At 41.3% G+C, this 20,817-nt stretch carries 19 protein-coding genes, 2 tRNA genes and 1 riboswitch; of the genes, 8 read left to right on the top strand and 13 right to left on the bottom strand.

Translation table 11 applies throughout. The annotated features are described in order from the left end of the window. Positions 1–150: 150 nt before the first annotated feature. Both VB118_10160 and VB118_10165 read left to right on the top strand, forming a co-directional pair. The gene (locus VB118_10160; GenBank protein ID MEA4832962.1) at positions 151–654 is read left to right on the top strand and encodes a hypothetical protein; all 504 of its coding nucleotides are present in this window, start codon (positions 151–153) and stop codon (positions 652–654) included. A 99-nt stretch (positions 655–753) separates the two neighbouring features. Next, on the top strand, positions 754–1,011 hold the full coding sequence (locus VB118_10165) for a transposase (GenBank protein MEA4832963.1): 258 nt from the start codon (positions 754–756) through the stop codon (positions 1,009–1,011). Positions 1,012–1,091: 80 nt separating this feature from the next. On the opposite strand, the gene VB118_10170 is transcribed toward VB118_10165, so the two are convergent. From VB118_10170 to VB118_10180, 3 genes are all read right to left on the bottom strand, one after another. Beyond that, on the bottom strand, positions 1,092–1,247 hold the full coding sequence (locus VB118_10170; GenBank protein ID MEA4832964.1) for a topoisomerase DNA-binding C4 zinc finger domain-containing protein: 156 nt from the start codon (positions 1,245–1,247) through the stop codon (positions 1,092–1,094). Positions 1,248–1,266: 19 nt separating this feature from the next. Further along, a complete protein-coding gene (locus VB118_10175) occupies positions 1,267–1,722 on the bottom strand; it encodes a Nif11-like leader peptide family RiPP precursor (protein MEA4832965.1) in 456 nt (151 codons plus the stop codon). Between the two features lie 491 nt (positions 1,723–2,213). Beyond that, positions 2,214–2,290 (bottom strand) — tRNA-Pro (locus VB118_10180). A gap of 216 nt (positions 2,291–2,506) precedes the next feature. Here VB118_10180 and VB118_10185 point away from each other — a divergent pair. Then, entirely contained in the window at positions 2,507–3,031 is a 525-nt protein-coding gene (locus tag VB118_10185; GenBank protein MEA4832966.1) for a DUF1003 domain-containing protein, read from the top strand. Positions 3,032–3,102: 71 nt separating this feature from the next. Here the strand turns inward: VB118_10185 and VB118_10190 are convergent, their stop codons facing one another. Further along, complete coding sequence (locus VB118_10190) at positions 3,103–3,519, bottom strand: hypothetical protein (protein MEA4832967.1); 417 nt, start codon at positions 3,517–3,519, stop codon at positions 3,103–3,105. Positions 3,520–3,992: 473 nt separating this feature from the next. Here VB118_10190 and VB118_10195 point away from each other — a divergent pair, with 473 nt between their 5' ends. Together VB118_10195 and VB118_10200 are read left to right on the top strand one after the other, a co-directional pair. After that, complete coding sequence (locus tag VB118_10195; GenBank protein ID MEA4832968.1) at positions 3,993–4,709, top strand: LytTR family DNA-binding domain-containing protein; 717 nt, start codon at positions 3,993–3,995, stop codon at positions 4,707–4,709. A 2-nt stretch (positions 4,710–4,711) separates the two neighbouring features. Beyond that, positions 4,712–5,425, top strand: coding sequence for an ATP-binding protein (locus VB118_10200; protein ID MEA4832969.1), 714 nt, complete (start codon positions 4,712–4,714; stop codon positions 5,423–5,425). A 502-nt stretch (positions 5,426–5,927) separates the two neighbouring features. Here the strand turns inward: VB118_10200 and VB118_10205 are convergent. The 4 genes from VB118_10205 to VB118_10220 form a co-directional block, all read right to left on the bottom strand. Beyond that, entirely contained in the window at positions 5,928–8,402 is a 2,475-nt protein-coding gene (locus tag VB118_10205; protein ID MEA4832970.1) for a thiamine pyrophosphate-dependent enzyme, read from the bottom strand. Between the two features lie 28 nt (positions 8,403–8,430). Next, positions 8,431–9,789 carry a dihydrolipoyl dehydrogenase gene (gene lpdA / locus VB118_10210; protein ID MEA4832971.1) on the bottom strand — a complete coding sequence of 453 codons (1,359 nt, stop codon included), beginning with the start codon at positions 9,787–9,789 and terminating at the stop codon, positions 8,431–8,433. A gap of 17 nt (positions 9,790–9,806) precedes the next feature. Continuing rightward, entirely contained in the window at positions 9,807–11,183 is a 1,377-nt protein-coding gene (locus VB118_10215; GenBank protein ID MEA4832972.1) for a dihydrolipoamide acetyltransferase family protein, read from the bottom strand. Positions 11,184–11,335: 152 nt separating this feature from the next. Further along, positions 11,336–12,103, bottom strand: a complete 768-nt coding sequence (locus VB118_10220; GenBank protein ID MEA4832973.1) for a DeoR/GlpR family DNA-binding transcription regulator — start codon at positions 12,101–12,103, stop codon at positions 11,336–11,338. 412 nt (positions 12,104–12,515) lie between these two features. Here VB118_10220 and VB118_10225 point away from each other — a divergent pair. Then, positions 12,516–12,591, top strand: a tRNA-Gln gene (locus VB118_10225). 250 nt (positions 12,592–12,841) lie between these two features. On the opposite strand, the gene VB118_10230 is transcribed toward VB118_10225, so the two are convergent. Continuing rightward, positions 12,842–13,324 carry a GNAT family N-acetyltransferase gene (locus VB118_10230; protein ID MEA4832974.1) on the bottom strand — a complete coding sequence of 161 codons (483 nt, stop codon included), beginning with the start codon at positions 13,322–13,324 and terminating at the stop codon, positions 12,842–12,844. Between the two features lie 473 nt (positions 13,325–13,797). Between VB118_10230 and VB118_10235 the strand changes: the two genes are divergently transcribed. Continuing rightward, positions 13,798–13,890 carry a hypothetical protein gene (locus VB118_10235; GenBank protein ID MEA4832975.1) on the top strand — a complete coding sequence of 31 codons (93 nt, stop codon included), beginning with the start codon at positions 13,798–13,800 and terminating at the stop codon, positions 13,888–13,890. A gap of 103 nt (positions 13,891–13,993) precedes the next feature. Then, positions 13,994–15,316, top strand: a complete 1,323-nt coding sequence (locus VB118_10240) for a DEAD/DEAH box helicase (protein MEA4832976.1) — start codon at positions 13,994–13,996, stop codon at positions 15,314–15,316. A gap of 243 nt (positions 15,317–15,559) precedes the next feature. On the opposite strand, the gene gpmI is transcribed toward VB118_10240, so the two are convergent. The 4 genes from gpmI to VB118_10260 form a co-directional block, all read right to left on the bottom strand. Then, the gene (gpmI, locus tag VB118_10245; GenBank protein MEA4832977.1) at positions 15,560–17,209 is read right to left on the bottom strand and encodes a 2,3-bisphosphoglycerate-independent phosphoglycerate mutase; all 1,650 of its coding nucleotides are present in this window, start codon (positions 17,207–17,209) and stop codon (positions 15,560–15,562) included. Then, positions 17,209–18,147 (bottom strand): DUF4349 domain-containing protein, encoded by a 939-nt coding sequence (locus tag VB118_10250; protein MEA4832978.1) that lies wholly within the window; start codon positions 18,145–18,147, stop codon positions 17,209–17,211. The genes gpmI and VB118_10250 overlap by 1 nt, the downstream gene beginning before the upstream one ends. 202 nt (positions 18,148–18,349) lie before the next feature. Further along, complete coding sequence (locus tag VB118_10255; GenBank protein ID MEA4832979.1) at positions 18,350–19,075, bottom strand: tRNA threonylcarbamoyladenosine dehydratase; 726 nt, start codon at positions 19,073–19,075, stop codon at positions 18,350–18,352. A 5-nt stretch (positions 19,076–19,080) separates the two neighbouring features. Beyond that, a complete protein-coding gene (locus tag VB118_10260; protein ID MEA4832980.1) occupies positions 19,081–20,400 on the bottom strand; it encodes a folate family ECF transporter S component in 1,320 nt (439 codons plus the stop codon). A gap of 59 nt (positions 20,401–20,459) precedes the next feature. Continuing rightward, positions 20,460–20,586: riboswitch (THF riboswitch) on the bottom strand. Positions 20,587–20,817: the final 231 nt, after the last annotated feature.

Here is a 20,817-nt window from a genome sequence, read left to right on the forward strand (position 1 = left end):
AAGCATCTCAAAATTTGCTTCCGAACCGAAGCCCTTGTCGGCTATTACAACCATATCAGATATTCCCGATTCATTGACAGCCTGACCAAATGAAGTTACATCCCTGATGTTTCCGGGGACAATGCGATAATATACCGGGAGGAAAGCAATATGGAGAAAAGCGGATTTTTCAACTCATCGGACGGGGACCGAATCTATGACGCGACGGACTTCGCGGCGTATTTTGGAAGTCTCGTCTCAAACGGCGTATTTTACGCGGCGGCGACCAATCTGCAGGCGACGCCGGGGAGCGGGCTTGCGGTGAGTATCGCCGCGGGCGGCGCGTGGATTAGCGGTTACCGGTATGAAAACACGGACGCATTAAACCTGCCGCTCACCACGGCGAACGGGAGCAATCCCCGGATTGACCGGGTCGTTGTCCGTTTAAGCAAGGTCAGCCGAAATATTCGGCTTGCCGTCGTCGCCGGCACCCCCGCCGCGACGCCGGCGGCTCCAGCATTGACACGGACCAGCGACGTTTACGAACTTGGCATCGCCGACGTGCTGGTACCTGCCGCCGCCACATCAATCGTCGCGAACAATATCACCGATACCCGGTTGAACACCAACCTTTACGGACTGGTCAATTCGCTGGTGACGGCAGTCTATGAATAAGGAGGCGAACGACAGTGGCGTGGAATGTTATCATATAAGTAGAGTCGACAAAAGCCCAAAAATCTGATAGAATAAAAAAATCAGAAAGGGCGAAAGAAAATGATTTACAGTAAAGAATTCAAAGAAGAAGCGCTGAAATTATCCGATGAAATCGGAGTAAAGAAAACAGCGGAGCAATTAGGACTGCGATATTACACGATCGCGGATTGGCGGAAGAATCGCAAAGCTCAAAAGTTGAGTCCTGCGCTTACCGACACGGAACAAAAGAATCGATTCAAAGAGCTCGAACGCGAGAACGCCGAACTGAAAAGAGCCAATGATATCTTAAACTTAATATTTGAACATGGCAAAAGATAAAAGCGCCCAATGAGCGCTTTTAAAATAGCATTTTTTGAAATGTGGTGAATAAGTGTTATAAATAATATGTTAAAAAAAGTTTATTTACTTTGATTTGTAAATCTGCATTTAGGGTAGTTTGAGCATCCAATAAATGATCCGTTTTTACCGTGTCGTTCAACAAGAATACCATCGCATTTTGGACATTTTCCGCCGACTGCGGCATTATGATCATTATTCTCCTCTAAAGTCTGTATTGTCTTTCAGTTTAGCAATTCATGATTCCAGTGTATTTAATGTAAATATCGTGGCAATACCCATAGTAGTGGATGCCTGCATAGTGGCATTATTTTGCTGCTGGTTGATAATGGCATTCTGGGCCGCGTTACTGAGCGCTTGACTTGTCGCTACATATAGATTTCCCATGGCAATTGCGGGGGCGTCGCCAAGAATTTTTGAATTTACCTGAGTTACACTGTCTGTTATCTGAGAATTGATGGCAGTAGGGAATGCACCGGCCGAAATTTTTTCAAGCTCTTCATCCGTTAGTTTCAACGCTCCCATTTCAGCCAACACACCCCGCATTTCTTCTTTTGTAAAGCTCAAATGTGCGTCCTTTGCAAAGGAAACCACATCTTCCGGTAACTTCGGATTCATTTTATTCAGCTGTTTTTGCATGGTTTCATTGCTGGATAATTCCTCAAGAAATATCTTTGCGTTTTTTAATGACATAATGGCAACCTCCTCTTTATTTTTATTTATTCATAATTCGACTGTTCAGGCTTTCCCTGCAGACCGGTTTCCGACAGTACTTTAATATTGTTTAACATTTTGTTTCGACGTCATGCAGTGCAATAATATGTTGATATTCTATTTAAACGCCCCACCTTGCTGCATCCTCTTTCAGAGCAAAATATTACATATTTTACTCCCGTCGATAATTTTATTTTATTATACTTCAAACGATTGAAAATTTCAATTATTTGAAAGAAAGTTATTTGTTTTTCATTTGAAAAAAGCTATTTGTTTTTTCAGTTGAAAGAAGCTATTTGTTTTCACTCGCCTTGTATTTTTCCGGCAACTCATTCAATTCGGTGTCAGCCGAAGTAAAACAAGCTATATTTTATAGAATAATAACTCTTTTATCAAACTCATAAAATATAAGCTTAAAAGGCACAAAAAAGCCGAAACACTGATGGAATTACAGCATTTCGACTAAATTTTGGTCGGAGTGAGAAGATTTGAACTTCCGGCCTCTTGGTCCCGAACCAAGCGCTCTACCAAGCTGAGCCACACCCCGAAATTAATTATTAATATGTCGCATTAACGCAACGGGGTTATTATAGCATTCTCGCACATTGTTGTCAAGTACATTTTCACAAAAAAAAAGGTAAATATTTATTGATGTAAAAGCGTAATTATTTATTATTGCCGATTATTATTATTGTAATTTTTAAAAATCAGATGTATACTTTAATAAAATTAGCGCCTTTATATGGCATAGGAGGACTTTTTTGTGCAGAAGAATAATAGAAATAAACTTATTAATGAACTTTTGAAAAGCTCAGATGAAAAATTCAACGATGAAGAACTAATGCATATGCTGCTTGAGCAGAAGCTATCGACTGATTTAAGCGAAAATAATAAAAGATCGTCTCTTGGGCAAAGAGCATCAGATTCCGTAGCTAAGTTTGCGGGCAGCTGGGCATTTATATTTACTTTTCTGGGTGGTATGGCAATATGGATGGTATTGAATATTGTGCTTGATACCGATGCTTTTGATGTATATCCCTTTATTCTTCTAAATCTTGTTTTGTCATGCGTCGCGGCAGTACAGGCGCCTTTTATTATGATGAGTCAGAACCGTCAGGAAGTGAAGGACCGTGCACGAGCAGAAAACGATTATCAAATAAATTTAAAAAACGAGCTTGTTATAGACGATTTACATAAAAAGCTTGATGCTGTTATCGAAAACCAAAAAAAAATCATAGAGGCTCTTTCTAGAGCGGATATTATAAATATGAACGCAAAAGGCAAATGATAAGATTTGCCAGATTCATAAGAAAATTCCCGCGGCTTTTCGGCTGCGGGAAAATGTGTCGAATATATGGCTCAGGGCATGTTAGGAGCGGTTTTTGAATAAGTCAATCCGTTATACGCCAATCCGCTTTCACCAATAGTATAATCATAGTCGTTGTATCCATCCGCGTCATTCAGAGAATTATATAATCTGAGCTTGTTGTTGACAACACCATATTTATACGTTTTGACGTCGTTTTTGTAGACAAATCCGTCATTTCTGTAATCATATTTGTCTGCGCCGTTGTAATATACGCCATAAAGGGTGTTTACCGGAGTTGTATTAGGAATGGTGTTTTGAACAGTTCCAGGTGTTGTTACGATGCCTGTGTCTTTTGTATCGGTTGTTTTTTTATTTGGCTCACACGCCGTAAGGCAAATGCTAAGCGCTAAAAAAATTGCTGTTGATAAAACGACCGCAGCGATCGAAAGAAAAATTTTTCTTTTCATATTTACTCCATAATGTTAATTGGCTGAGGTTGCGGTTAATTTAACCGTCAGCCGATTATAAAATATTTTTGTACGTACGTCGCACAAATCTATTTTTTCCTCTTATTATCATATTATTCAATAATATTCAATTATAATAAAATTTATTGAAAATTTTTTATTTTAAAAATTCTTTTATTGAAAGCCATAGATGATTTATGTCTGACAAAATTTATACTTGTTTTACTATTGTGCATTGAGTTCAGCAGAATTATATAATAATATATTTAGGATAATTATAATGAATATTGACACATTAAAAATATTCTCTTTATATGGAGATAAATCTCCAAAGCAGCTTGCTTTACATGACAGCTCACGCGGAGATAATGATTTGCGACTCGTATATATCGTTAAATTTCCTAATAATGAAAAACTCGCCATAAAGGTAACACCCGATGTCGACAAGTTGTTGCAATAACGGAGCATAAATAATGATATATAAAATTGCAATATGTGATGATGAAAAAATTGAGCTAAAATATCTTTCTTCGCTTTTATCTGATTGGGCAGTAAAAACAGGAAACCTTGCTTCCGTTTCTGCTTTTGAAAGCGCAGAAGCATTCCTTTTCGATTATGCCGAACACAAGGATTATGACATACTGCTGCTTGATATTGAAATGAATAAAATAAACGGCATTGAACTCGCAAAAAAAGTCAGAGCTGATAATTTATCTGTACAGATTATATTTATTACAGGCTTTCCGGATTTTATATCCGAAGGATACGAAGTTGCGGCATTACATTATCTGATGAAGCCTGTCAGTTCTGACAAACTTTTTGAGGTACTTGACCGTGCCTGCCAACATCTATGTAAAGAAAAACGCGCGGTTCTTTTTAATACCGATGGCGAAATCATCCGTGTTTTCGCGGATGAAATTATATTTTCAGAAGCTTTTGCGCATTCGGTTATGATCAATAAAACCGACGGTTCATGCGAAGTTAAAATGTCGATATCGGAAGCGGAAAAGCTTCTCGGCGACGGTTTTATCCGCTGCCACCGATCTTATATAGTCGGGTTGAAATACGTAAAACGCATTACCAAAACCGATGTGATTCTCGACAACGGCAAAATGCTGCCGCTTTCGCGAAACGCATACAACAGTGTAAATCAAGCATTTATTGATTTTTATAAGAGGATTATAAATTAAAAATGACATTATTTGATATGATTTTCGGCCGGGCAATAGAACGACGTATATCTGAATATCAAAATGATCTTATTGCAAAGCATTACGACGAAGTTCAGAATATATACAGGCAAATGCGCGGTTGGCGTCATGATTATCATAACCACATACAGGTTATGAGAGTGCTTGTTTCCCAAGCCAGGAATGCCGGTGAAAATCATGATGATGAAGCTGCGCTTTACAATGAAAGACTTGATAAATATTTAACTGAGCTTAACAATGATTTATCTGCTGTCGATACTGTAATAAAAACGGGAAATGTTATGATTGATGCAATATTAAACAGCAAGCTGTCTTTGATAAAATCAAAAAACATTAATATAAATGCAAAGGCGGTCGTTCCGTCGGAGCTTAAAACATCGGAAATTGACTTATGTGTGATCATCGGCAACCTGCTTGACAACGCTATGGAAGCATGTTTAAAACAGTCTGAAACAAAAGACAGATTCATACGTATTTATATTGGCATTCTCAAAGAACAGCTGTATATCTATGTCTCCAATTCTGTCGGTGGTGAAGTTAAAAAAGCAGGTATGACTTATGTATCAACAAAATGCAGTGATACGCATGGTTTCGGGCTAATACGCGTTGACCGCATAGTAGACAAGTATAACGGCTATGTTAACAGGCAAAACGAAGATGGCGTGTTTGCCACAGAAGTCATGCTGCCATTATAGCTGCTTCTGTTATAATGCCCGTTAAAAAAGAGAAAAGCACCGGTATATGTGCTTTTCTCGCTGTTACAATATATTTGCTGGGTAAGGCGCGCCGGTCAGGTGTGCTTTACCCGTTTTCATACCTATTTATTAACTCGGAATTTAAATAATTACCGTAATAGAGAGAAATATACTGGCTTTTTTCTCTTATAAAACAATACTTATTTAATGTCTGCTGACAATCATGAAACACATACGACAGTAAGGAAAAGATGAAAACAATGATTGATCAGGTGCAAGGTTTTTAAGCTTTACAGCTCAAAAACCTTGCACCTCTAAATTGGTCGAATCCCGACCAATTTAGAAAACAGGTGGCAATCAATGAATGCTGAACTCCAAAATCAATGATTTTGGAGGGCTTTTCAACTGCCAAAACCTGTGCCGTTCGAAAACGGCATTATTCAGTAGACATTGTTTAAATGCCGTTTTAATAATAATCAACAGAAAGTATTCGCGTTAATAATTAAATGCCCTTTTTCGCTCTGTTGATTTTTTCGAGATTGGTGAAATTGTGCGTCGGAACAAGTCCGGGAATGGGCAATATTTTTTCGGATATGGCGTCGATAATCGTATCAGCCTGCGGGAAGAAGTATTTTTCAAGCTCATGCGACGGAGTGATCCAGTTGCGGCTGCCGACCACGACGGGAGGACCATCAAGATAGTCAAAGCAAAGCTCGGTAAGATTGGATGCGAAATCGCGCATTACAGAGTTTCTTTCGCATGCGTCTCCGACGATCACGATTTTTCCCGTTTTCTTTACAGATTCGATCACTTTTTCATAATTGAAGGGAACGAGTGAGCGGGCGTCGATAATTTCGGCGGATATTCCGTATTTATCCTTTAACAGTTTTGCGGCTTCAAGTGCGCGGTAAAGAACGGCACCTATGGAAAGAATGGTAACATCAGTGCCTTCTAGTTTTACATCTGGTTCGCCGAACGGAATTTCATAGTTTTCTACAGGTACGCCGCCTTTATGGAACTGTTCACCCATATCATATATGCGCTGGCTTTCGAAGAAAATGACAGGATCGGTTCCGGAGAGTGCGGAGCACATAAGTCCTTTTGCGTCATACGGAGTAGCGGGGAAGCATACCTTCAGTCCGGGGATATGAGCGGTGAGCGCTGTCCAGTCCTGAGAATGTTGTGCGCCGTATTTGCTTCCTACAGAAACGCGGAGAACGACAGGCATCTTAAGAATCCCAGCACTCATTGACTGCCATTTGCTGAGCTGGTTGAAAATTTCATCTCCGGCACAGCCGATAAAGTCTGCGTACATGAGCTCGACGATCGCTCTGCCGCCGCACATGGCATAACCCACTGATGTACCGACGATCGCGCTTTCGGAGATCGGAGCGTTAAAGAAACGCTGATAAGGAAGAGCTTCGGTAAGCCCTCTGTATACTGCGAAAGCACCGCCCCAATCGCGGTTGTCTTCGCCATACGCAATAGTCGTCGGATCTTTATAAAAACGGTCAATTATAGCTTCAAAGATACCGTCGCGGATATTGTATGTTTTTGATTTAGGAACCGCCTTGCCATCTGCTTCGAAGGCAAAGCGCGCTTTGCCGGCTATCGATTTAACATGGCTGTTTTCCGACATAGGCATGAGAACCTCGGGCTCTCTGTCGTCAAATTTCTCAACCTTTTTATTGGAAAACATGATTGATGAAATGGCATCCGGCTCTTTATCAAGATCCATTCTCGGTGAAACGGAATCATCTATGGCAAGCTTTATGATCTTGGTCATTCTTTCCTTGATAGCTTCTCTTGTGGCGGCAAGTTCATCCGTTGTAGCAATTTGGCCAAGGACAAGACGCTTTTCAAATGCTTCGATTACATCTTCCTGTTTCCATGCTTCAATTTCTTCCTGACTTCTGTATGTCGAGGAGTCGGACGGAGAATGGCCGGAGATTCTATATGTGACAACATCAAGAAGTGCCGGACCTTCACCGCGTAGCAAAGCGGCTTTTTTACGCTTATAAGCTTCGATTACGGCAAGCGGATTGTATCCGTCGACTCTTTCCGCGAGCATTTGGCTCGGAGTCACGCCTGCACCGATGCGAGCAGGCATATTATATGCCATTGTTTCTCCGTATGTCTGTCCGCCCATACCGTAGAAATTATTGAAAATATTAAATAGTATCGGAAGTCCTCCGCCGAGATCCTCTGGCCAGAGCTTTCTGATCTGATCCATAGCGGACATGTTGAATGCTTCCCATGCCGGTCCTCTGCCGAGAGCACCGTCTCCGAAGTTTGCGACGACAATTCCTTTTTTGCGGTTGATACGTTTATAGAACGCAGCGCCGGTTGCAATTGTGGCAGAGCCGCCGACAATCGCGTTATTCGGATAAATGCCGAACGGGAGGAAAAACGCGTGCATCGAACCGCCGAGACCCTTATTAAATCCGGTGGTGCGGGCAAAAATTTCGGCGAGAGCACCATAAAGTAAAAAGTCTATGGCGAGATCTTTTATGTCGCCTTTCTTTCCTTCTTTACCTTCAACGACCTTGAGAATCGAACCGCCGAGGAATTCCTTCATGATATTATAAAGCTCGTTGCTTTCGAGCTTTTCAATTGCGGAAAGACCCTTTGAGAGGATTTCTCCGTGACTTCTGTGGGAACCGAATATAAAGTCATTTGTATCAAGGCAGAACGCTTCTCCGACGGCGCTTGCTTCCTGACCGATTGAAAGGTGAGCGGGACCCGGATTATTATATTCAATTCCGTTATAAGCGCTCTTTGTCTTGATATCATTGAGCATCGTCTCAAATTCGCGTATGACGGACATATCGCGATATATATTGAGAAGCTCTTCTTTGGTGAATAATTTCTTTTCATCTTCGATCGAAAGGTTATATGTGTTTACCGGAATAGGTTTGAATTCGATCATCCCGGCTTTTCTTACTTCCTTGGGATCAATAAATTGGCTCTTTGGCATATTTAAACTCCTTTATTTTATATCTATATTATTGAAACATCGCTTCGCGTATGACTTCACATACGGTGGGATGCGGGAAAACGAGCTTTTGAATATCATTCACACGCATTTCGGTTTCAATCATCAACGCGGCACCGTATATAATTTCCGAGGCATATGTTCCATATATGTGAACTCCCAAAAGAACATTGTGCTTATTATCTATTATGAGACGGATAATACCGTTTCCTCCTTCGTTTTCCGCTATATATCTGCCGCTGAAACGAAGCGAGGTTTCCACAACCCTGACATCAAGCTTTTTTGACGCGGCGCTTTCGGTGGTTTCACCCACACTGGCAACCTCCGGATTAGTGTAAATAACCGCGGGAATAGAAAGATAGTTTACGCTGTCTTTCCCTCCGGTCATATTATCTACGGCGACTTCGCCTTCGCGGTAAGCTGTATGAGCAAGCATAGATTTGCCATTAATGTCGCCTGCCGCCCAAATACCCGGAATGTTTGTTTTCATAAAGCGGTCTGTAACAATCGCGCCGCGTTCTACGAGAACTCCGACGTTTTCAAGACCGATGCCTTGAGAGCGCGCACGGCGGCCGATTGAAACGAGAACCTTGTCACATTTTACGATGTCGGATTTTCCGTCTTTTTCAAAGCTGACCGATCCGTCCTTTATGCTCGTAACCTTTGCCCCGAGAATAAATTCCACGCCACGTTTTGCGTATTCCTTCTGTAGGAGAGTGGAGATTGCGCCTTCTGTCGGGCCGGCGATATGATCGAGCATTTCGATTACATATACCTTTGTGCCTACAGAATTAAAATAGCTGGCCATTTCAAGACCGATAACGCCGCCTCCGACAACCGCAAGCGTTTTTGGAAGCTCTGTAAGATCAAGGGTTTCGCGGTTTGTCATTGCAAATCCGGACGAGAGAGAATCCTTAAGACCGTCGATAGGAGGAAGCGCTGGGGATGAGCCGGTGCATATCAAAAGACGTGCGGCTTTGTATTCCTTACCGCCGGCTTCAACCGTAAAGCCCTCGGAGTCTCTGCCGCTTATCTTGCCAGAGGCTGATATAATTTCAACTCCTGCTTTTTTCAGCTTTGCGGCAACTCCGCTGACAAGTGTTTTTACTACTTTATTCTTCCTGGCAACTACCTTGGCATGGTCGACGGACGCTCCGGAAAATGTGACTCCGTAGTCCGCGGAATGCTTTGAATAATCGTAAATTTTAGCGGAGTAAAGTAAGGTTTTTGTGGGAATACAGCCTTCGTTTAAGCATACTCCGCCCAAAGCGTGTTCTTCGATGAGAAGAGTTTTCAGCTTTTTATGTGCTGCGCGTTCGGCTGCGTTATAACCGGCCGGGCCGCCGCCGAGGATTAAAAGATCATACATGGTTTTTGCCTGCTCCTTTATTTTATGAGAAGAAGATCAAAGCTCTCAAGGTTGGCACAAAGTGCTTTAAGGAATTTAGCCGCGGGTGCGCCGTCGAGAGCTCTGTGATCAAATGTGAGCGACAGACCCATTGCCGGATAGAATACATCGGCTCCGTTTACTTCTTTTACGCGGCGAGTAATTGTATCGACTCCAAGAATACCAGTTTGCGGCGGATTAATAACCGGAGTGAAGCTTTCAATTCCCATAGCGCCGAGATTTGAAACGGTGAAAGTAGCTCCCTGAAGCTTGTCAGGATTTATGCTCCCGCTTTGAGCTTCGGTGATCAGCTCTTTTACTCGGCGTGACAATTCATTGAGCGAGAGCTTATCTGCGTTGAAAAGTGTGGGGACCATAAGCCCTCTGTCGGTATCAACAGCGACGCCGAGGTTCACGCTGTTGAAATACCTGATCTTATTATCGAGCAAATGAGCATTCAATTCTTTAAAGCTGCCTATTGTGCGTGCTACAGCGAACAGAATCATATCGTTAAGCGTAATATTTTCAAGCTTGAGCTTTTCGGCGTTTGTTTTTAGGTTGGCACGGAGAGCCTGAAGCTTTGTCGCGTCAAAGCTCGAGTTGAGCGTGAGCTGAGCCATATTTGCGAGCGAAGCCTGCATCGATTTTGCAATAACCTTTCGAATATTGGTAAGCGGAACATCGGTATAATCGGTTGCGGACTGTTGTTCTTTCAGTTCAGGCTTAACGACTACGTTGATATCGGCGGATTTTGACTTTTCGGTATCGGCAATTACTACTCTTCCGCCGATTCCCGAACCTTCGGCTGCTGTGATATAATTATCCTTTGCGGCGGCGGACACTGTATAGCCCTTGTCAAGAAGGGAAACGATATCACGTTCTATAATACGTCCGTCCGGACCGGAAGGGATAGCTTTGAGAAGATCAGCTCCGGTTTTTACAGCAAGAAATTTTGCTCTGGGAGAAATTTTGCTTATATCTGCTTTTATTCCTTCGGAAGATATAACAATTCCGGGAACAGGGGATGAAGCGGAAGAGGAAGAAGAAGCAGACTGATCGGATTTTGCTTTATCGGCATCGGATATGGTTTCATGTTTTTCCATAGCGGAGGCGCCGGTAAATGATGAAATATCTTCTCCTGCGGATCCGATGATACATACATTTTCAAGGCAGGGAACGTCCTCGCCTTCTTCTTTGAGAATTGCCAGGAGTGTTCCTTCAACTGTGGATATTTCGTCGAATGAGCTCTTGTCTGTTTCATATGAAAAGAGCACATCGCCAATTTTTATTTCATCTCCGACGGATTTTTTCCACGATGTGATGGCACAGCTTTCGACACTTTGACCCTGACGCGGCATAATTACTGGTGTTACCATAGTTAATGACCTTTCTATTAGAATAATGAATAATAACTTATCAACGCGGCAGTTTAATAATGACCACCATATTAGAGAAAAGGCTCCGGGATACGGGCTTTTCTCTTTTAAAAATATTATTAAATTGCGATTTAATAGTAATGCTTTGCTTTTTATTCAGTAACCAACACTTGAATTCCGAGCTTTTCGGTTTTAACGGTAAATTCCGCCGGAAGCGGCTTGTCTGTGATGATTGTACTGACACTGGTCAGATCACAGAAAGTAAAGGGAAGGGTTTTGCCGATTTTATCGGAAAGCAACAGAATAACAACCTTTCGGGCTTTTTCTGTAACTGCATGCTTGAGTTTTGATTCATTGAAATTTCCGGATGAAAAACCTTCTTCAAGAGAAAAACCGGACGGAGAAATAATTGCGATATCTATATTTATGGAATTGATATATTGGAGCGCGATATCACCTGAAACGGAAAGATTGTCGCGATTGACGAATCCGCCGACGAGATTTACCATCACCTTTTGGTGCTTTAAAAGAGCAAGAGCAATATTAGGGCCTGAAGTTGTCAGATTCAGACGAACTTCAGGAATATAACTGCATAATTCTATGCAAGTTGTGCCGGAATCTATATATATTGATCTGCCCGATTCGAAAAGAGAAGACGCTGTTTTAGCAAGCTTTTGCTTGATGTGTTTGTTTTCCGACAGCCGCCGCTGAAATGATTCTTCTTCTGAAGACAGGATGTATTTCATTGATCTTGCTCCGCCTCTTACCTTGATAACGTCGCCTTGTCTTTCGAAAAATTCTATATCGCGCCTCAGTGTCATGCTCGATATATTAGGGAAACGTTCTTCAAGTTCCTTAAGGCTGGTAAAGGGCTTTGATACAAGAATATCATGTACTACCTGTTTTCTTGTGTGATTCATGCTGATTACCTGCTTTCATCTACAGTGTTAATATTCACAAAAACATGTTAATTATAACATTGCTTTCTACCAATGTCAACTGTAAAATTATATTTATCATTATTATAAGCAGCAATTGAATGAACTTATTCTTCAGAACGTTATATCGGCAGTTAAATATAACATAGAAGGCCAAATGTTTTGAAGAGCTGGCACAACCTGCTGGAAAAGTCGTACAAACCACACAGTCATCCCAAACAGCATACGAAAGCCGAAAAAGAAGGCAAGCCGTAAACTTTACAATCTCCACCTTGACAAAGCTTCTCTCCTTCGTGTCACCTATCATTGACATTTCAACACATATTTTTCAAAAAATAGACGAATGCTATTGACAAAACCGGTTCATTCGAATATAATTCTAGTGTTTCAATTTTGGGATGTAGCCAAGCGGTAAGGCACAAGACTTTGACTCTTGCATCTCGCTGGTTCAAATCCAGCCATCCCAGCCAGCGACATGTCGCCGCGGACAATGACGTGCATGAATATTCATGCGCGTTATTTGTTTAAAAAGAGGCTGTAACAAATTTCGTTTTACTACAGCCTCTTTGGCGGCATATTTTTTAATTTATTTGCAGGCTTGCAACTGATATGTATAAAGCGACCGGAAAAGGTACCGAGACTTCATGAAATTCAAATTGCTCGGTAAATAATGTTTTCATAGTTATAAATCATAAAATATACAAATATCGCTCTTCGCTTTTATTTTCGTAGAATATAACATTTATTATCGCGATCAACTTCATTTTTTTCAATAAATCCGACCTTAGTGAACAACTTTATACTTGCAATGTTGGAATTTTCTATTACAGCAGAGAGTTGTCCTTCCGGATTCGGTATATAATTCGGAGTATGCGTTATCAATTCGCGTAAAACAGCCTCACCTACTCCCTTGTTGCGATGTTCCGGTGCAATTATGACTGTACAGATACATAACGGATTATAAATTTCAATAAGCCCTACCGGTAAATCATCGTCATAAATTAAATATACAAAGTAATTCTTACCTTGGATATAACCAAGTTCTAAATTTCCTTGACTATCATAGATATCGTTTACGCCGCTGATAATTGCTGAATAATAATCCCAAAAGCAGTCAATGTTCAAAAATCTCTTTACTGCGTAATCCTTGAGCCAAGACTCCACTTCTCCGTTATAAGTATCATATTTTCTCCATATCAACATAGTCTGATCCTCCTCATTTATACTGCAAGCTTTATACTCTGTACTTTTCTAATTAGTTATACCAAATAAATCGATTTTTGTCATAATAATGTGGAAGTTTTCCGTATTCATTATTGTATTCTAATTAATTTTTTTGTTATTGACAAAGAATTATACATATGATATACTGTATGAGTATTCAAAATAATTGCTTTGTTTCACATGTTTTGCGAATCATTGAGTTTGATGATTTGTAGCATGTGATTTTTATTTTTAATAATGGATAAATATTAAGCGGTAATAAAATAATAATCGTTATATGAGAGAAATTCAATATACCATATCCTTTTTTTAAAGTGCGATTATTATTGACTGGTCACCGAGTTAATAATAAGTTTTGAGTCGCCCTAAATGAATTGCGGTACAATAAAATGGTTTAACGCGGAAAAGGCCTTGGCTTTATCTCTGACGACAACGGCGGAGATGATCTCTTTATACACTTTTCTTCCATCGTTTGTAAATGCTGCAAGTCGCTTACGGACGATCAGAAGGTCACTTTTATTATTGAAAGAGATTCTAAAAAATAGAAGCTATGAGCAGCCAAAGTTCGTTTACTTGTTCTATTAAAAGCCGCCATCAAGCGGTAAAATATTTGAATATAATAAAATTATTAATATTAATTGGAGAATTATGCTATTTAGCGAAATGAAATTAACGAATCCGCTTTTAAAAGCTATTGAAAAAGCCGGATATAGTACGCCTACTCCTATACAGGAAGAAACAATCCCGCATGTCCTGAATGGACGTGATATTCTTGGATGCGCGCAGACCGGAACAGGAAAAACAGCCGCATTTGCACTGCCTATACTGCAAAGGCTGACAGAAACTTCAGATGAAAGCAGGACCGTCAACCGCCCGATAAGAGCATTAATACTCACACCCACAAGAGAGCTTGCTATGCAGATATATGAAAACTTTGTTCTATATGGCAAGAATCTTTCTTTGCGTGCTGCTGTTATTTTTGGAGGGGTGAACCAGAATCCTCAGGTAAAGGTTTTGTCATCCGGTATAGATATACTTGTAGCTACGCCTGGTCGGCTGAACGACTTGATAAACCAAAAATTTGTAAATCTTGAGTATGTTAAGACCTTTGTGTTGGATGAAGCTGACCGTATGCTTGACATGGGATTTATAAAAGATGTTAAAAAAATAATATCCCTTCTTCCGAAGAATAAGCAAACACTTCTGTTTTCTGCCACCATGCCGAGTGAGGTTGAAACTCTGGCGCTCGGCATGCTTAATGATCCTATTACGGTGAAGGTGACGCCTGTTTCAAGCACAGTGGATAAAACCGCCCAGAGTGTGTATTTTATCAGTAAAGCTGATAAAATAACGCTCCTTTTGGATCTGCTAAAAAATCAAGGAGTGTCGACAGCCTTGGTGTTTACAAGAACAAAAAGCGGTGCTAATCAGGTTGCACGGCTGATAGAAAAAAGCGGTATTAAGACAATGGCGATACACGGAAACAAGAGCCAGTCTGCTCGTCAGGCGGCGCTTGCAAAGTTTAAAGATGGAAGAATCGATGTTCTTGTGGCTACAGATATTGCCGCGCGTGGAATTGATGTAACCGGATTGCCGTTTGTTATTAATTACAATGTGCCGGAGGAAGCGGAGTCTTATGTCCACCGGATAGGCAGAACGGGACGTGCCGGTCTTGACGGAACAGCAATTACATTTTGCTGCAACGAGGAACTGGATTATTGGCGTAGTGTCGAGAAACTTATAGGTAAAAACATACCAGTAAAAACTTGTCAGTGGAGTATAACCGATATAAAAGCGGTTGCTCCTCATTCCACAGCTAATAATCATTATGGTACGCCAAATAAGAGGCTTTCCAGATCAGCAATTCCCGCCGCCAAAGAAACACTCACTGAAAAATCATTACACAGACAAGCTGCAAAATATCAAGGTGACAGACAGAGCAGAAAAAACAGTAGTGAAAAATTCAGATAGGGGGTTAGACGAGATGGTAACAGACAGCAGGTTTTCGAAAAATCTAAAATAGATCTACGGTTGAAGCGATACGTAAATTCATCAAGATATGATTGAATATACTTGCCGACAATTCATGAAAAGTACCGTCAATAAACAGTTTCGCGTTACCAACCTTACTACCTATGACGCTTTCTAATAACGATTTCCATAATAAAAGCGAGCGCCGGAATTCCATTTGGAATTCCGGCGCTTTATTAAAAATTACTTTATTTCTATCATGCTCTCATCCCACATGGACGGAGCTGAATAACCCATGAAATTTACAAGCGTAGCTGCGATATTTGAAAGCCCGAATTGTTTTCCTGATTTTACAGTATAAGAATCCTTTGCGTAGTTGTCATAAATAATACATGGGACGGGATTTAAGGTATGGCTCGTCTTTGATTTTTTATTTCCGTTTTTATCGACTGCGGGAAGGTGAGTCTTTTTATCTATTTCATACATTTCATCCGCGTTTCCGTGGTCCGCGGTTATTAAGCAAATACCCTTTGCTTGATCGACAGCGGCGAGAATACGTTTCAGGCAAATATCAAGCGACTCGACTCCTATAATGGTTGAGTCAAGAGAGCCGGTATGTCCGACCATGTCTCCGTTCGGAAAATTGGCACGGATAAAACGGTATTTTCCGGATTTTATGCTGTCCACAAGAATATCGGTGATTTCCGCGCATTTCATCCAGGGACGTTGTTCAAAAGGAACAATGTCAGAAGGAACCTCTATATATGTTTCGGTTTTATCGTCGTATTTGCCGGATTTGTTTCCATTCCAGAAATATGTGACATGACCATATTTTTGCGTTTCGGAAACAGCAAGCTGAGTTACTCCCGTGCCGGCGAGATATTCACCCATTGTATTTGTAATTTCAGGTGGATTTACAAGGAAACGGGAGGGAATATGAAGATCGCCGTCATATTCGAGCATTCCTGCATAGCAAACCTTCGGGAAACGCACACGGTTAAAGGTTGTAAAGTCTGTTTCCTCAAAAGCCCGTGAAATTTCTATTGCACGGTCACCGCGGAAATTAAAGAAAATCACGCTGTCTCCGTCGTTAATCGTCCCCACAGGCTTGCCGTTATCCGCTATGACAAAGCCGGGAAGATCCTGATCTATCGCATGGGTTTCTTCTCTGTATGTTTTAACTGCTGCTTCAGCGGAAGGAAACTGTCTTCCTTCGCCGAGTACGTGTATATGCCATCCGCGTTCAACCATAGCCCAGTTGGCTTCATATCTGTCCATTGTGATGTTCATTCTGCCGCCGCCGGATGCTATTCTGGCATTGAAATGGCTGTCATTGATAGAATTAAGAAAAGCTTCAAACGGCAAGATATAATCAAGGGCGCTTGTTTCTCCGACATCGCGTCCGTCAAGCAGGGTATGTATACGGACAAGCTTGATGCCCTCGGATTTAGCTTCGGTTATGAGAGCCTTGAGATGATCAATGTGAGAATGAACGTTTCCATCGGAAAACAGACCAATAAAATGCAGCGTAGAGCCGTTGCTTTTGCAATTAGTAATTATTTCTCTCCATCCGCGTCCGGAAAATAATGCTTTTGATTTGATAGACACGCTGACTAGCTTTGCGCCCTGTTCGAAAACCTGTCCTGCTCCGATAGCATTATGTCCGACTTCGGAATTGCCCATGTCATCGTCGGAGGGAAGTCCGACTGCGCGTCCGTGAGCTTTGAGGGCGAGCATTGGATAATTATTCATCAATTTGTCAAGCACCGGCGTACGGGCAAGTTTGACGGCATTGCCTTCTGACATGGGCGCAAGACCTACGCCGTCGAGAATTATCGCGACTACCGGACCAGAAATATCCGGGGATACTGTAAGCTTGGTAAGTTCAGCCATTAATTTTTACTGCCTTCATCTTTCTGCTTTTTGGATTTGCGCTTATTACGCACAATAAATATTATAATGATAATTATAACAGGTATGACGATAAAAGGCAATACCGTGACAAGTGCAAGAAGCAGAAATTCACCAAAATCAATAAGCGCCTTCCATGAATCCTTTAAACGCTGTAACAGTCTGGTAAGAAGCGGATCTGACGGGTTCACTTCCTTCGAATAATCATATACTTCGTTAAGTGTGACAGTGACCGTAGAATAAGCGATAAGCGCATCGTATTTGTTAAGTGTACCCGTAAGAGATTCGATATTGTATCTTACATTTGTCAGTGCGTTTTCAAGCGTTATTATGTCGGCCATGTTCTCGGCTTTTTCAAGAAGCGCAAGATATCTTGATTCCTGTATGCGGTATTGATTAAGACGGGATTCTGTATCAAAATAGTTATCGGTCACATCGTCTGTATCGCTCGTGAGTTGCTTAACATTACCCAGTGAATCCGGATCGGATAAAAATTCGTTGAGTTTGTCGGCTGGGACTCGGATTACGGCAGTGTAACTACGGGTCGATCCCGCTTTCCCGCTGCCGTGTTCGTTTGAAGATTCGATATATCCGCCGACTGAGGTAATACGGTCCATAATTGCGTTATATGATTTAATGTATTCGAGTGTTTCAAGCGTTAAAGCGGCTGTTTTGATCAGCTTTCTGCCGGCGGTTACGTCCGGATTTTTATCAGAAGTATAATCTGACTGATGTGGACTTTCATATTCACCTGAGCTGCCTTTGTTTGTCGAAGAGCCATTATCATAGGATGGCGCGCCGCCTGAACCGGGTGCGCTACTTTTTTGCTCACTTGAATTCATGATTGAACTGCACGAAGCAAGAATAAAAACAGCAGCCAATATGAATGCTATTATTGCGAACAAATATCGTTTTTTCATGGTGTTTATACCTTTCTATAATGATATCTTTAAAAAACAGACGGTGATCATAATGTCATGAAAGTGAAAGCAGATAATGCTTATGTATTTATAAGAAAATTTTCAATAACAAATTATGGTATATTAGACTTATGATATATGAATTTGTTCCAATAAGATATTATACCAATATTTAACAAAAGGCTTTATTTAAGTTTTAATTCTAATTCTCTTTGATAGAGCAGATATCCTTTATTACTTCTCCTGCAATTATAAGCCCCGCTACACCGGGGACAAATGGCGCACTTGCGGTCAGTGGCTTAACCTGAGCGGAAAAGTTCTGCTTTTTTGGCGGTTCGGTCGAATAAACTACCTTGACACCGGTTATTCCGCGTTCTCGGAGAGCTTTTCTGATCACCTTGGCCAGAGGACACACGGCGGTATTTTCAATATCCGAGACAACGAATTTCGTCGGATCAAGCTTGTTTCCCGCTCCCATACAGCTGATAATCGGGATACCCGATTTTTTTGCGGTTTCGATCAGCAATAGCTTTGAAGGAACACTGTCGATAGCATCAACTATATAATCAGCGCCGGAAAGATCAAACTCTCCGGCGTTTTCCGCGTTGAAAAATTTACATATGGCAGTAACACATGCGTCCGGATTTATATCGAGTGCGCGGCTTTTCATCAGCTCGGCTTTATATTTTCCGACCGTGGAGGTAAGCGCGATGAGCTGACGGTTTATATTTGAGCTCTCAACAGTATCGCTGTCGATAAACACTAGGTTTCCGATTCCCGCACGGGCAAGAGCCTCGGCGCAATACGATCCGACCCCGCCTATGCCGAATACGAAAACTCTAGCGGCGGAGAGCGTTCTCAACGATCCGGCTCCTAAAAGAAGCTCGGTTCTTGAAAAATCCGGTAATGCGTTATTATTTATAATCATTGATTTTATATATTGTCGGATCCTTTGCTTTTTAATATTCTTATCTTATATACTCCATATAGAATTGCTATAAAATATGCGTGTACAAGGTTAATCACAATTTCTTCGGCGATTCGTGGCAGCAATAAAATCAAAAATTCTCTGCCAACCCAAGCGGGAAGGAAAATACGCAGTATTTCCGTATTTATTGTTGTGACAAACACACCGGCGCATACCACACAGATAAAAATTCTTAAGAATTCAAATCCGTTTGCGTTGTCTGCCGGGTTTCCGCTTGACAATATGCTGGAGCGGCGTTTGGATTTGATAATACAATCAATCAGAATTATCAGTCCGCCTAAAAGCGCGGCGGCTTCGAATCCGACCGTTATCAAATTAATATAACCGGCAAGATACTTTCTGAAGGTATCGCTTGATTTGAAGACGAATCCGTCGGCTTCATATGAACTTGAGCTTAATATTGATGTAAAATCAGGTTGATTATCGATTTTTACAAATTCAATGCCGGCATTATTGGCAAATTTTTGGGCTTCGGAACCGGCTTTACCGTAAATTACAAGTCCATCGATGCCAGAAAAAATACCATTTGGAATTGTTTTAATCTGAGCCGGAATCGTTATCCTATCAAGGCTTGTATTATTCGAAAAAGCATCTTTGTCAAGCTTGGTTACGGCGGATTGATAACCGTCGACCGTTACAAAAGACGGTATAGTAATTTCGGCTGTATCCGGAGCCGATGAAAGAGTTATCGTATCATTGTTGTATTTTGCAAGAGAAACTGCAACTGAAGATAAAAATCCGATATTCTTATCCTCAAGCGTTCCGCGTGTGGGTAAATTATCTTTTACCGCAAAAAAGCTATTGGAAATTCCATCTGATTTTAAAGAAAGCTGTGTTGAAAAACCGAATACTACAAGCACAGCGAGGACAGCTCCGACCGCTGAGCGGGAAAAAGCAGGCTTGTATTTTTCCTTTTTTGTTAAAAGACGCCATAACAGACCTTTAATAAATCCTCCGCAAAATGCGGTTAGAGTGAGCCACGGAATATAAGCTCCGTCCGGCTTAATCATTGCACCCAATAAATCCGACAGCGCTGACACGGCGCCGCCGTAAAACGGTCCGAACAATATTGCCGGGAAAGCAGTAAAAATGCCGGCAAAGCCGATACGCATTCCATTGGCTCCCAACATAGGAAGCGAAATGGAAAGAAACAACTTTGAGACCAGCGCGAGAGCGAGAAAAACAGCCGAAAGAGTGATTTTGCGCAACAGTACGCGGCTTTGCGATGCTTTGGAAATTCTGGGGGTTGGTGAAATATTTTGCATAAAAAAACCTCCTGTGGCAGATTTGCGTTGCCGCACAGGAGATAGATACTCCGTAATGCAGCAGCGGGATGCGACATATTCACCGCAAGAGGCGTTAAAAACGCTTCTATTCGTCCGCGCGGCAACTCCCCGTCCGCTCGGCACTGTGGCGGTATAACCCGCCGGCGCGAATACATCTACTCTGCTATTTTGATGAATCAATGATATATCAGGTTCAATATTTTGTCAAGACATATTCAAAAGAAATAGCAATAAATTTGTATTTAGCTCAAAATCAGAAAAAAATTATTAACGTACTTATTAACTCGGCATTTAAATAATTATCGCTTAAAGAGAGAACAAGCTTTGATATATGCTTATATCCTCTCGGATACATTATTAAATATATAATAATGATCATGATGCATAAATATAGCA

Source organism: Oscillospiraceae bacterium (genome assembly GCA_034925865.1).
Lineage (GTDB): Bacteria > Bacillota > Clostridia > Oscillospirales > SIG627 > SIG704.

What these genes read in the sequence shown, in the direction of transcription:
- VB118_10160 (MEA4832962.1), top strand. Translation starts at nt 151, where the DNA reads ATGGAGAAAAGCGGATTTTTCAACTCATCGGACGGGGACCGAATCTAT.
- VB118_10165 (MEA4832963.1), top strand. Translation starts at nt 754, where the DNA reads ATGATTTACAGTAAAGAATTCAAAGAAGAAGCGCTGAAATTATCCGAT.
- VB118_10175 (MEA4832965.1), bottom strand. Translation starts at nt 1,722, where the DNA reads ATGTCATTAAAAAACGCAAAGATATTTCTTGAGGAATTATCCAGCAAT.
- VB118_10190 (MEA4832967.1), bottom strand. Translation starts at nt 3,519, where the DNA reads ATGAAAAGAAAAATTTTTCTTTCGATCGCTGCGGTCGTTTTATCAACA.
- VB118_10195 (MEA4832968.1), top strand. Translation starts at nt 3,993, where the DNA reads ATGATATATAAAATTGCAATATGTGATGATGAAAAAATTGAGCTAAAA.
- VB118_10200 (MEA4832969.1), top strand. Translation starts at nt 4,712, where the DNA reads ATGACATTATTTGATATGATTTTCGGCCGGGCAATAGAACGACGTATA.
- VB118_10205 (MEA4832970.1), bottom strand. Translation starts at nt 8,402, where the DNA reads ATGCCAAAGAGCCAATTTATTGATCCCAAGGAAGTAAGAAAAGCCGGG.
- lpdA (MEA4832971.1), bottom strand. Translation starts at nt 9,789, where the DNA reads ATGTATGATCTTTTAATCCTCGGCGGCGGCCCGGCCGGTTATAACGCA.
- VB118_10215 (MEA4832972.1), bottom strand. Translation starts at nt 11,183, where the DNA reads ATGGTAACACCAGTAATTATGCCGCGTCAGGGTCAAAGTGTCGAAAGC.
- VB118_10220 (MEA4832973.1), bottom strand. Translation starts at nt 12,103, where the DNA reads ATGAATCACACAAGAAAACAGGTAGTACATGATATTCTTGTATCAAAG.
- VB118_10230 (MEA4832974.1), bottom strand. Translation starts at nt 13,324, where the DNA reads ATGTTGATATGGAGAAAATATGATACTTATAACGGAGAAGTGGAGTCT.
- VB118_10240 (MEA4832976.1), top strand. Translation starts at nt 13,994, where the DNA reads ATGCTATTTAGCGAAATGAAATTAACGAATCCGCTTTTAAAAGCTATT.
- gpmI (MEA4832977.1), bottom strand. Translation starts at nt 17,209, where the DNA reads ATGGCTGAACTTACCAAGCTTACAGTATCCCCGGATATTTCTGGTCCG.
- VB118_10250 (MEA4832978.1), bottom strand. Translation starts at nt 18,147, where the DNA reads ATGAAAAAACGATATTTGTTCGCAATAATAGCATTCATATTGGCTGCT.
- VB118_10255 (MEA4832979.1), bottom strand. Translation starts at nt 19,075, where the DNA reads ATGATTATAAATAATAACGCATTACCGGATTTTTCAAGAACCGAGCTT.
- VB118_10260 (MEA4832980.1), bottom strand. Translation starts at nt 20,400, where the DNA reads ATGCAAAATATTTCACCAACCCCCAGAATTTCCAAAGCATCGCAAAGC.